Origin of the sequence: Niallia taxi, assembly GCF_004005475.1 — a bacterium.
GTDB lineage: Bacteria > Bacillota > Bacilli > Bacillales > Cytobacillaceae > Niallia > Niallia taxi.
The window spans coordinates 155,622-167,421 of sequence record NZ_RZTZ01000003.1 but is presented as its reverse complement, the minus strand read 5'-3'; the positions used below and the strand labels follow the sequence as shown (position 1 = coordinate 167,421).

Here is an 11,800-nt window from a genome sequence, read left to right as displayed (position 1 = left end):
GTAAGGAATTTACCCTCAAGCGCATGCTTGAGGGTTTTTTCTTTTTATAGAGACTTAACAAAGCAGGTTTTAAGTATATCTCAGTAATTGGGTTTATAATAATAAAAGCAAATAAAGTAGGAGTGGGGGAACAGGGAAGATTGAAATTAAGTGTATTGGATCAATCCGTTATTAGCAGTGGTTCGACAGCTTATACTGCTTTAAAAAATACAGCCGCATTGGCACAAATAACAGAACAATTAGGGTATGAAAGATTTTGGGTTGCAGAACATCATAATGCAAACGGAATTGCAGGAACGTCTCCAGAGGTGTTGATATCACATATCGCAGCAAAGACGAAGCATATTAAGGTTGGCTCCGGCGGGGTGCTTTTACCACAATACAGTCCTTATAAAGTAGCGGAAAATTTTAAAGTGCTAGAAGCTTTATATCCTAATCGTATTGATTTAGGGATTGGCAGGTCTCCTGGAGGATCACCTGAAACAAGGCTTGCCTTGACAGATGGTCTTCGGAAAAGCTTAAACGAATTCCCTCGGCAGGTGCAGGATTTACAAAAATATATTATCGGTAATGACAAAGGGAAAAATGCTGTAACAGCATATCCTGTCCACGAAAGCTTGCCTGAAATATGGATGCTCGGCGTGTCACATAGAGGCGCGAGACTTGCCGCAGAGCTAGGCATTGCGTTCACTTTTGGCCATTTTATTGCACCGCTAAATGGGAAAAGGGCGATGGACTATTATTATAAGCATTTTCAGCCCTCTGTTTATCCGAACAAGCCGAAAGCCAATATCTGCATCTTTGTAATATGTGCGGAAACAACTGAAAAGGCTGAGTTTTTGGCTACAAGCCTTGATTTATGGCTGTTAGCCCTCGGAAAAGGAGAAGCAAATGCAGAAATAATAAGCCCTGATCAGGCCAGCCGCAAAGTGCTGTCACAAGAAGATAAAAAAGCTATTAAAGAAAACAGACGGAGAATGGTTATTGGCACAAAGGAGTTAATCAGGGAAGAGCTTTCGCGGCTTAGCAAGCTTTATGGCACAGATGAATTTATGGTTTTAACGAATGTTTATGATTTTGAAGATAAGGTAAGATCATATAAGCTATTGGCGGAAATAGATTTTTAATGAAGAAAGAAAAACCTGAAAGAAAATATTTTTCAGGTTTTTCTTTTATTGGAGACAAAAAAGTTGACATTATTTTCAAGCATGTTATAATAATCTCGAATTAAAGATATGTTGATTTGAGATATTTAGTAGTATGTTAAATAATTATTGTCGTTAATCCTATTTAAGATAACGAAAAAACACTTGGAGGGAATAAAAAAATGAGTACTTTTTTTGAAGCAATTAAAAACCGCCGTTCACACTATGCAATCAGCAAAGAACAAGTAGTATCTGATGAAAAAATTCAAGAAATTATTAACGAGGCAGTGCTTCACACTCCATCTTCATTCAATTCTCAGAGCACAAGAGTTGTTGTCCTTCTAAATGACAAGCATGATAAAGTATGGGATATCACTGCAGCAGAATTGAAAAAGATTGTTCCAGCAGAAAACTTTGCATCAACAGAAGAAAAGCTTAACAGCTTTAAAGCTGGATATGGAACAGTATTATTCTTTGAAGACCAAGAGGTTGTAGAAGGATTGCAAAAAGCATTTGAATTGTATGCAGATAACTTCCCAGTTTGGGCAAACCAAACAAATGCTATGCACCAATTAGTAATTTGGACTGCTCTTGAAGAAGTAGGCTTCGGTGCATCATTACAGCATTACAATCCATTAATTGACGAGGCAGTTGCAGCTGAATGGGACATTCCATCAACATGGAAGCTAATTGCTCAAATGCCATTCGGTAAACCAACAGCACAACCTGGAGAAAAAGAATTTAAACCATTAGAAGATCGTGTGAGATTCTACAAATAAGAAAAGAAGAAGTGGCTGTGACATAAGTATGTGAACCAGCGTAAAGACCGAACTACTTAATCAACGATCAACTATTGATTAAATAGTTCGGTTTTTTGTTTTTAGTTTAAATACAAAAAATTAGAATCTTTAGTGGAATGGAGCGGAGGCCACTCGACTACTAAGGGAAATAGAGGAAAGGATGAGACCCCGCAGGCGAAGACGAGGAGGCTCCATTCCTCCCCGCGGAAAGCGAGTGGGTGCAGCGCAATGAAACGAACTAACTTTAACTCAACATTCTATTTAGACACATCCTTCATTTTTTAAATTTAATTGTAATTCTATTATTCGTGTTTAGAAAGCTTATTTTTTGTTTTGTCCCAGCCTCTTTTTAGTCCCAAGTAGAAATTGGGTGATGGATAAAAAATGAAGTCCAATCCTCGTCAGATTTACAGTAAATGGTACCGCCAATCTTATCGATAATTTGCTTGCACACAAATAAGCCAATGCCTGTCCCAAGCTCTTTTGTCGTATAAAAAGGTTCAAAGATTGTTTTTGTGTTTTCTTCCTCAATCATTGGCCCGTTATTGGAAATAACAAAGACTATTTCGTCTGTGCTTTTTCTAGAGCTTATCTTTAAATCTCTGCCATTAGGCATTTGCTTTAAAGCATCAATAGAATTCATAATCAGATTCAAGAGAACCTGTTTTAATTCATCCTTAAACGTATAGAGGAAAAGAGGCTTCTCTGTTTCAATAGTAAGGTTAATTTTATTATCGACTGTGCTTGCATAGCAAAGCTGCTTGAGATTTTCAAAAAGCAAATCAATCGCGACGTTTTCTTTGCCCTTTTTTACGATCTCTGTTTTAGAAGTATGAAGAAACTGGGTAATCCTGAAATTCAATTCGTTTAGTTCATGCTGAATAATGTCCAAGTATTTCAAATCAGGATACTCATCACGCAAGATTTTATTAAATCCGATTATAGCGGTTAATGGATTTCTGAATTCATGCACAAAACTGGAGGAGATTTGTCCGAGTACTGCCAGTTTGTCCATATGGTTGTCATTGATATACTGTGTTTTCGTATGCAATTCCCGATTCTTTAATTGCGTGTATCTTTTAACGGCATGATAACAGAAAGTATCAAAAAGGGTGTTCAGACTGTTAACAAAAGATTCTAGTTCCTGTGCGGGAAGATTTGCTTGAAAACAATATTTAATGAGGATGCTTCTGCCTGCATTCACATTGTAGATGAAATCGCCGATATTTATATCGGCCTCAAGCCGCTCTTTCCCGACTTTATAAGCGAACTCCTGTAGCTCTGTATTGGAATATTCGCCTTCTAGCACCTTTATAAGAAGACCATACATGGTCACTGCATTTTTTTTGATTTCCTCCTTATGTGGATCGTTAGATTCGATGACGGATATATCGATCCATTCATCGATGAATGAAGACTGGTGTTCCTTCAGAAATAACATAAGTTTATTTTGTTGGTCGTTTATAAGCAAAACAAACCCTCACTTTGCATTTTTTTTCAGTTATGATTGATATGTATGTAACTTATTCGACAAAGTGATTTAAAAACCTTTTTGAATTCATCTTTTGAAATTTTAATTATTGGCAGTTTTAAATGCGAGTTTTTCTGGAATAGTAAAGACACATGCTTTTTTATAGGAATATTGATGCATAATATTCTTGCAATAGAAAACGTTATCATCTATAATAGGTTTAGTAAGGATTGTTACTGTTCGGCAGGCAAAACCTGAATCAACTAAACTTATGGAGCAAAAATGTTCTATCTATGAGTTTATTTGGTTCGGGTTTTTTTATGATAAAAATTCGAAGGAAAAGTGATTAGGATGAAAATTATAAAAGTGTTTAATAATAATGTCGCTTTGACTAAAGACCTTAATTCCATAGAGATGGTAGTGATGGGCAAGGGGCTCGCATTCCAGAAAAAGGTCGGAGACGAAATTGACGAAGAGAAGGTCCAAAAGATGTTTGTATCTCCTTCGGAAAACTTCGCGGCCAAGCTTTCCGAGCTATTGAATGAGATTCCGTATGAGATTATGTCACTGTCAAAGGATATTATTGAGCTTGCAGAGAAGGAATTGCGCACAGAGCTGAATGATTCCCTATATTTATCTCTATCGGACCATATTCACTTTGCCATTACGAGAATAAAAAATGATATACCAATCAAAAATGCACTGATGTGGGAAGTAAAGAAGTTCTATAAGGCTGAATATCAGGTTGCCCGCCTTGCTTTAGGTTTGATTAAGGAAAGAACAGGTGTTGAACTTCCAGAAGATGAGGTTGCATCGATTGCTCTGCATATTTTCAATGCTAGACAAGATCATACTGGCATGGAAGAAACAGTAACAATGACAAATATCGTTAAAGATGTGACGAATATTGTTAAGTATCATTATGGCATTGACTTTAATGAAGAATCAGTCAATTACAGCCGGTTTATCACACATCTGCGTTATTTTGCTTATCGTATGCTTCGCGGTGAAATAAATGATGATCAAAACGATGCTCTTTATAACCAGGTGAAGAGACAATATGGCGAAGCTTATAAATGTACAATAAAGGTTGCCGACTACTTGGAAAAGGAATATTCCATGAAGATGACGAAGGATGAGCTTGCCTACTTTATGATTCATATCCACCGCGTTTCAATAAGAGAGAAACGGATGAAATAACCCAGCAAAAAACCACTGTTTAAGAAACAGTGGTTTTTTTGTCAGCCTTGTTGATTTAATTTTGAATCGGTAATTTTTTCCTTTGTCATACTCAAGATGAACACGAAGGACAGCAGAAGTGGAATGAAGGTCCACAGGAATGTTGTGCTGATGGAATCTGACAGCACGTCGGTAATTTGTTTCAGAATATCTGCAGGGATATGAGCCCGTGCTTCTGGTGACAGGATGCTTCCGCTTTCCGCTCCGCCTTCTGGCATCGTTGCTGGAAGATTATCTGTAAAGCTGTTTCGTTGGATTACTCCAAACACTGTTATTCCCAATGTCATTCCAAGGGAACGAAGGAAGTTACTTGTTGAACTGGCAATTCCTCGCTGCTGTGGCAATGCTTTTTGCAGAGATGCCATCCCCAGAACAGAGAAGGAAGGCCCAACACCAAGCCCAATCACCATCATATAAATCGTGATAGACCATCTTGGTGTGCTTGCATCAAGTGTGCTTAACAGGAAGGTTCCGATTGCCATAATAATTCCGGAAGTCATCATTATAGACTTATAGCTGAATTTATTTGCAAATGCTCCTCCAAGTGCTGCTGCAACACTTGATGTAACCATCATCGGCAGCAAAAGCAATCCTGAATTGGTAGCAGTCCCGCCGGTCACTCCTTGGATATAAAGCGGAATGTAAATAGTTGACACCATGAACACACCGCCGTAAAACATCCCCGTCAAGACGCTTGTTGTGTAAAGTCGCTCTTTGAACAAGTTAAATGGCAGAATAGGGTCTTTTGCCCGTTTTTCCACAAGCAGAAAAACGATGAAGCAAACAACAGACAGAATAAATAAGGAAATAATCTGCCATGACTGCCACGGATAAGTTTCTCCTCCTAATTCTAATCCAAACATTAACGAAATAGAAAAACCTAACAAAAATACAAACCCAAACCAATCAATGATTTGTTTTGTATGTGTTTTTGATTCTTTATAAAAAATAACAATTAATGCTAGTGCGATAATTCCAATTGGAATATTAATAAAGAAAATCCAACGCCAATCAAATTGTTCTGTAATGAAAGATCCTAATAATGGACCTGCAATACTCGATAAACCGAAGACAGCACCGAAAATACCACTCATTTTCCCGCGGACTTCACGAGGGACTACATCCCAGATGATTGTGAATGCAATTGGCATTAAGGCGCTTCCGCCAATACCTTGAATAGCTCTGAAAATACAAAGCTGTATCATTGTATTTGCCATACCGCAAAGAATAGAACCAGCTAAAAATAGTAAAATTCCAAAAACAAAAAATTTCTTTCTGCCATACATATCCGATAATTTACCGAATATCGGCATACCTGCCATCTCTGCCACTAAATACGCGGAAGTAACCCAAACATATTTATCCATACCGCCTAAGTCGCCGATAATGGAGCCCATGCTTGTTGCTACAATTGTGTTGTCTAGAGATGCAACAAATATCCCAAGCATTAAGGCAATCATAACAGGAACTAATCTTGTCTGTTTAGAAGACATACATTATAACCCTCATTTCTTAATTTAACAGTGTTAAATAACCAATATGCAGTTTAACACGGTTAAATACGTTAGTAAAGAATTATAGCCACAAATAATATACAATATAAGTGTAAAGAGGTGACTTCATGCAGAAGAAAAATGTCAGCAAAGAAGCAATAATAAATGCGGCGCTTGAAATACTCCGCGAACAAGGTTTAGCACATGTGACGATGAGAAACGTAGCAGCAAGGCTGAAAATAAAAGCTCCTGCTTTGTATTGGTATATAAAAAACAAACAGGAATTATTGGAGCTGCTCGGAGAATACATAGCATGCCAATTTACATTCCCGAAAGAATGTAGCAGCTGGGAGGAAGAAGTAGAGTTATTTTCCCTTGAGCTGAGGAGAGTATTACTGTCAGTCCCTGATGGAGCTGAAATTATGATGGTTACACTACCTGTTACAAAACAAAGATTACTGTTAATTAACAGGACATTTGCGATTTTTCATCGGTCAGGCTTACGAGAAGACAAAATATTTCAGGCAGTTAACTTTATCAATACTTATGTGACTTCCTATGTATTAGACGAACAAAAGCAGCAAAGAATGCTTGAAGAAATTGGCTTTGAAGCAGTACAAGACAAATTCTCCGAAGCAATTGCAGCCCTTTCTAAAGCAGAAGCCCCTTATATATACCACCATTTCCTTTCACCAAATGAAGGACTAAAATCAAGTAATGACTTCCTTTCCGGCTTAAAGGTAATTATAAAAGGACTGCAGCAGCTACATTAAGACAGAAAAAGATGCCAATAAAGCATCTTTTTTTTGTATCATTTTCAAAGATTGAAAATGACTTTATTTTATAATTTAAATGTATAGACAAATAAGAACAAATGATTATAATAATAAATGTAAGCGGTTTTTGAAAACGATTTAATAAAATTTAACATATAAAAAGGTAAAGGAGCATGAATGATATGAAAAAGATATTACTAGCTTGCAGTGCAGGAATGTCTACTAGTTTACTAGTTACCAAGATGGAAGAGCATGCAAAAACAATCGGCGTAGAAGCAAAAATATGGGCTGTCGGCCAGGATAAGGCTAAGCAAGATATGGCAGAAGCAGACGTTGTTCTAATTGGTCCGCAAATGAGCTTTTTGAAGGGAGAACTTCAAAAGGCGGCAGATCAATACGGAATTAAAGTGGATGTTATCGATATGATGGCATATGGTTTGGCGGATGGTCAAAAAGCCTATGAACAAGCAGTTGCTTTGATGGGTGATAAATAATGGAAAAGATTGATGTTAATACATTAACAGCAGAACAAATCAACTTTATGCTTATTCTTCACAGTGGCAATGCGAGAAGCAAAATCATCGAGGCGCTTCGGGAGTATCGTGCAGGTAAACCGGAGGTGGCAGATGAACTGCTTGTACAAGCAGAGGCAGATTTAAGTGTTGCCCATGAGATCCATTTTAAATTGGTTCAGCAAGAGGCATCAGGCAACAAGGTGGAATTCGCACTTCTTCTTATGCATGCAGAAGACCATTTAATGTCAACGCTTTCCATGAAGGAGCTTGTGAAAGAGCTGCTTGAAATCTTTAAAGAAAAAAACCTATAAAATAGCTGTATATCCAAAAGGGGGAGAATCCTGTGTTTGAAAAATTAAGCCAATTTTTGGTGCCAATAGCAGGGAAACTGAACAACAACCGTTATTTGACTGTCCTGCGTGACGCCTTTATGCTGTCATTTCCATTAACGATTTTCGGCTCTATCTTTGTCGTACTGACAAATCTGCCATTCCTAAAGAAATTTATGAGTGCAGAGTCAATTGCATCATTCCAATCATTGTTTGGGATAGCCAACTCGGCAACAATGGGCATCATGTCTATCTTTGTTGTATTCGGTATCGGTTATTATCTGTCTAAAAGCTATAATGTGGAGGCTGTCTTTGGCGGTGCAATCGCACTTGTTTCTTTCTTATTACTAACGCCATTTGTTGTTCAGCCAGAGACAGGTGAAGCTATCTCAGGTGTCATTCCTGTCGATCGTCTTGGGGCAAAAGGGATGTTCCTTGGCATGATCACTGCCTTTATCGCAGGGGAAATTTACCGCACGATTGTCCAAAAGAATATCACGATCAAAATGCCGCCAGGAGTTCCGCCGGCAGTAGCAAAATCATTCGCAGCATTAATTCCAGCTGTGCTTACATTGACATTCTTCCTGCTTGTGAACGTTCTTGTAACAGCAGCATTTGATACAAACTTGCATGATGTCATTTATAAAGCAATTCAAGCACCATTAGTAGGCTTGGGCAGTGGCATCATTCCAACACTTATTGCAGTATTCTTTATCCAAATTCTTTGGTTCTTTGGTCTTCATGGTCAAATTATCATCAACTCTGTTATGGACCCGATTTGGAATACACTGCAAGTAGAAAACTTAACAGCATATACGAGCGGACAAGAAATACCACATATTATCTCAAAACCGTTCATGGAGATATATACTGTCGGCATGGGTGGAACAGGTATGACACTTGCTGTCGTGTTCGCAATCCTGCTGTTCATGAAGAGTAAGCAAATGAAGCAAGTAGCGAAGCTTGGCCTTGGCCCTGGTATCTTTAACGTCAATGAGCCAATCATCTTTGGTTTACCGATTGTTATGAACCCATTAATTATTGTACCTTGGATTATTTCACCAATGATTGTAACGCTAGTAACGTATTTCGCCATGTCAACAGGAATTGTACCACCTCCTACTGGTGTTACCGTTCCATGGACAGTACCATTCTTCATCAACGGTATTATGGCTACTAACTCCTTCGCTGGAGGATTAATGCAGCTTGTGAATATGGCAATCGTATTTGCAATCTGGTTCCCATTCCTGAAAGTTATTGACCGTGTCAATGTGAAGAAGGAAGAAGAGGAAATGAAAAAAGCATCTTAATAAAAGCAGCTAAATAATACATGAATGGAAGGGAGGAAGCAGAGTATTGGCTTTAGCGTCAGCAAAAGCTCAATATGCCTGCTTTTTCCTATAACAAAGGAATTCATCTTAGAGTATGTCTTTGAAAGGGGAAAGAAAAAATGTCAGTAAATAATGAAGTGAAATATAATTTTCCAGATAATTTTTGGTGGGGATCTGCCGCATCAGCAACTCAAACGGAAGGTGCAGCAAATGTTGATGGAAAAGGACAAAATATTTGGGATTACTGGTATGAACAGCAGCCAGAGCGCTTTTTTGATGGAGTTGGTCCACAAGATACATCGCAATTTTATGTGAAATATAAAGAAGATATTAAGCTGATGAAGGAAATTGGTCATAACTCCTTCCGCATGTCTATTTCGTGGTCAAGACTGTTTCCTGAGGGCAAAGGAGAGATTAACCCGAAGGCAGTGGAATTCTACAATAATGTTATTAATGAATTCATTGAAAATGGAGTAGAGCCATTTGTTGGTCTTTTCCACTTCGATATGCCGATGGAGCTTCAGAAAATCGGTGGATGGGCCAACAGGGAAGTCGTTGATGCGTATGTAAATTATACAAGCATATGCTTTGAGCTGTTTGGTGACCGTGTGAAGAAATGGTTTACACATAATGAACCAATCGTACCAGTGGAAGGCGGCTATCTGTACGATTTCCATTATCCGAATGAGGTTGATTTCAAGAAGGCTGTCCAAGTCGGATACCATACAATCCTTGCAAGTGCAAAAGCGATTCAAGCATATAAAAACCAAGGACAGGATGGGAAAATTGGAATCGTCCTTAATTTGACGCCATCTTATCCACGCAGTCAAAATCCTGCTGATGTAAAAGCTTCCGTGTTGGCAGATGCCTTTTTTAACAGATCATTTTTAGATCCTTCTGTTAAAGGAGAATTTCCGCAGGAGCTTGTTGCAATCCTGAAGGAGGAGGGCTTCATGCCGGAAATTGCGGATGGAGATTTGGAAATCATCCGTAATAATACAGTTGATATTCTTGGTGTTAACTATTATCAGCCAAGAAGGGTAAAGGCGAAAGAGCATCTTCCTAATCCAGAGGCTCCATTTATGCCAGATCGCTATTTTGATAACTATGTGATGCCTGGCAGAAAAATGAATCCGCACCGTGGCTGGGAAATTTACGAAAAAGGCATATATGATATTTTAATCAATTTAAAAGATAACTATGGAAATATTGAATGCTTCATTTCTGAAAATGGAATGGGAGTTGAAGGCGAAGAAAAATTCCGTGATGAAACAGGCATCATTCAAGATGATTACCGAATTGAGTTTATTTCCGATCATCTTAAATGGGTTCATCAAGCAATTGCGGAAGGCTCTAATGTAAAAGGCTATCATTTATGGACGTTCATGGATAACTGGTCTTGGACAAATGCGTACAAAAATAGATATGGCTTCGTATCTGTAAACCTTAATAAAGACGGTGAACGCACAGTTAAAAAGAGCGGACAATGGTTTAAAGCAGTTGCAGAGAATAACGGATTTTAAAAGAGAGAAAAAAGTGATTTCAATCGAAATCACTTTTTTTTTTGCAATCAAGGAAGTTCTCTTTCTATCATTGACGGTTAACTTCACAGAGGTTTATAATTAAGTTATCGTTTAAGTAATACAAAATGATAACGCATACATAAACTAAGCGGAGGAATGCTGATATGAAGTTTGATATGCCTTTGTCTGATTTACAGCGATATAAAGGAATCAACCCGAAGCCAGATGATTTTGATGCCTATTGGGCAGCAGGGCTAAAAGAATTACAAGCGCAATCGTTGTTTTATGAGCTAATCCCAGCTTCTTTTCAAAGTAAGGCTGCTGAATGCTTTCATTTGTATTTTACAGGTGTCGGTGGAGCAAGAATACATGGCCAGTTAGTTCGACCAAAAGGGCAAACAAGACCTGGACCTGGGCTGCTATGGTTTCATGGCTATCATGTGAATAGCGGCGATTGGATGGACAAAATAGGCTATGCGGCAGAAGGCTACACAATTTTGGCCATGGACTGCCGCGGCCAAGGTGGTCTGTCAGAGGATAATCTCCAAGTAAAAGGAACAACATTAAAAGGCCATATTATTAGGGGGATAGAAGAGGCTCCAGAAAAGCTCTATTATCGAAATGTATATTTAGATACAGTTCAAGCTGCAAGAATTCTCTGCTCGATGGAGAATGTAGATGAAACTAGAGTAGGAGCTTATGGTGCATCACAAGGTGGGGCGCTGGCGATTGCTTGTGCCAGTTTAGAGCCGCGAATCAAGAAAACAGCTGCTGTTTATCCATTTCTATCAGACTTTAAAAGAGCATGGGAGCTCGATATTAGCAATTCAGCTTATGAAGAAATTCATTATTACTTTAAGTTTATTGATCCAAACCATGAACAAGAGGAAGCGGTTTTCCAAAAGCTAGGCTATATAGATATACAGCATTTGGCAGACAGGATAAAAGCAGATGTATTGTGGGCAGTTGGTATGGAGGATGCAATTTGCCCGCCTTCTACCCAATTTGCTGCCTACAATAAAATTCAATCAGACAAAAATATGCTGATTTATTATGAGTATGGTCATGAATATATAAGGACATTAGGCGACAAAGTCCATGATTTTTTTGCAGACCTGCTTGAAGAGTAAATATGGATGCTTTTTTAAAAGTGGCCGTTATAGTATAGTAATCCCATG

Annotated in this window: 11 protein-coding genes; 9 read left to right on the top strand and 2 right to left on the bottom strand. The window is 38.3% G+C overall.

Annotated features, from left to right (window positions below; genetic code table 11):
* The first annotated feature begins 140 nt into the window (after positions 1 to 140).
* Together EM808_RS10175 and EM808_RS10170 are read left to right on the top strand one after the other, a co-directional pair.
* A complete protein-coding gene (locus EM808_RS10175; RefSeq protein WP_127738104.1) occupies positions 141 to 1,127 on the top strand; it encodes an LLM class flavin-dependent oxidoreductase in 987 nt (328 codons plus the stop codon).
* Positions 1,128 to 1,327: 200 nt separating this feature from the next.
* Positions 1,328 to 1,924 (top strand): nitroreductase family protein, encoded by a 597-nt coding sequence (locus EM808_RS10170; protein ID WP_127738103.1) that lies wholly within the window; start codon positions 1,328 to 1,330, stop codon positions 1,922 to 1,924.
* Positions 1,925 to 2,294: 370 nt separating this feature from the next.
* Here EM808_RS10170 and EM808_RS10165 read toward each other — a convergent pair whose 3' ends face one another.
* Complete coding sequence (locus tag EM808_RS10165; protein ID WP_127738102.1) at positions 2,295 to 3,416, bottom strand: histidine kinase N-terminal domain-containing protein; 1,122 nt, start codon at positions 3,414 to 3,416, stop codon at positions 2,295 to 2,297.
* A gap of 351 nt (positions 3,417 to 3,767) precedes the next feature.
* On the opposite strand from EM808_RS10165, the gene licT reads away from it, so the two are divergent.
* Positions 3,768 to 4,616, top strand: coding sequence for a BglG family transcription antiterminator LicT (gene licT, locus EM808_RS10160; protein WP_127738101.1), 849 nt, complete (start codon positions 3,768 to 3,770; stop codon positions 4,614 to 4,616).
* 41 nt (positions 4,617 to 4,657) lie between these two features.
* Here the strand turns inward: licT and EM808_RS10155 are convergent, their stop codons facing one another.
* Entirely contained in the window at positions 4,658 to 6,148 is a 1,491-nt protein-coding gene (locus tag EM808_RS10155; RefSeq protein WP_127738100.1) for an MDR family MFS transporter, read from the bottom strand.
* Between the two features lie 128 nt (positions 6,149 to 6,276).
* Between EM808_RS10155 and EM808_RS10150 the strand changes: the two genes are divergently transcribed.
* From EM808_RS10150 to EM808_RS10125, 6 genes are all read left to right on the top strand, one after another.
* Entirely contained in the window at positions 6,277 to 6,921 is a 645-nt protein-coding gene (locus tag EM808_RS10150) for a TetR/AcrR family transcriptional regulator C-terminal domain-containing protein (RefSeq protein WP_127738099.1), read from the top strand.
* Positions 6,922 to 7,106: 185 nt separating this feature from the next.
* On the top strand, positions 7,107 to 7,418 hold the full coding sequence (locus EM808_RS10145; RefSeq protein WP_127738098.1) for a PTS sugar transporter subunit IIB: 312 nt from the start codon (positions 7,107 to 7,109) through the stop codon (positions 7,416 to 7,418).
* Positions 7,418 to 7,750 carry a PTS lactose/cellobiose transporter subunit IIA gene (locus tag EM808_RS10140; protein WP_127738097.1) on the top strand — a complete coding sequence of 111 codons (333 nt, stop codon included), beginning with the start codon at positions 7,418 to 7,420 and terminating at the stop codon, positions 7,748 to 7,750. Before EM808_RS10145 ends, EM808_RS10140 begins: the two co-directional genes overlap by 1 nt.
* A gap of 32 nt (positions 7,751 to 7,782) precedes the next feature.
* On the top strand, positions 7,783 to 9,078 hold the full coding sequence (gene celB, locus EM808_RS10135) for a PTS cellobiose transporter subunit IIC (RefSeq protein WP_127738096.1): 1,296 nt from the start codon (positions 7,783 to 7,785) through the stop codon (positions 9,076 to 9,078).
* 140 nt (positions 9,079 to 9,218) lie between these two features.
* A complete protein-coding gene (locus EM808_RS10130) occupies positions 9,219 to 10,622 on the top strand; it encodes a glycoside hydrolase family 1 protein (RefSeq protein WP_127738095.1) in 1,404 nt (467 codons plus the stop codon).
* Positions 10,623 to 10,786: 164 nt separating this feature from the next.
* Positions 10,787 to 11,752: an acetylxylan esterase gene (locus tag EM808_RS10125; RefSeq protein WP_127738094.1), complete on the top strand. Its 966-nt coding sequence runs from the start codon at positions 10,787 to 10,789 to the stop codon at positions 11,750 to 11,752.
* Positions 11,753 to 11,800: the final 48 nt, after the last annotated feature.

Coding starts and splice junctions, on each gene's coding strand:
- EM808_RS10145 (WP_127738098.1), top strand. CDS start 7,107: ATGAAAAAGATATTACTAGCTTGCAGTGCAGGAATGTCTACTAGTTTA.
- EM808_RS10155 (WP_127738100.1), bottom strand. CDS start 6,148: ATGTCTTCTAAACAGACAAGATTAGTTCCTGTTATGATTGCCTTAATG.
- EM808_RS10125 (WP_127738094.1), top strand. CDS start 10,787: ATGAAGTTTGATATGCCTTTGTCTGATTTACAGCGATATAAAGGAATC.
- EM808_RS10140 (WP_127738097.1), top strand. CDS start 7,418: ATGGAAAAGATTGATGTTAATACATTAACAGCAGAACAAATCAACTTT.
- licT (WP_127738101.1), top strand. CDS start 3,768: ATGAAAATTATAAAAGTGTTTAATAATAATGTCGCTTTGACTAAAGAC.
- EM808_RS10150 (WP_127738099.1), top strand. CDS start 6,277: ATGCAGAAGAAAAATGTCAGCAAAGAAGCAATAATAAATGCGGCGCTT.
- EM808_RS10130 (WP_127738095.1), top strand. CDS start 9,219: ATGTCAGTAAATAATGAAGTGAAATATAATTTTCCAGATAATTTTTGG.
- EM808_RS10170 (WP_127738103.1), top strand. CDS start 1,328: ATGAGTACTTTTTTTGAAGCAATTAAAAACCGCCGTTCACACTATGCA.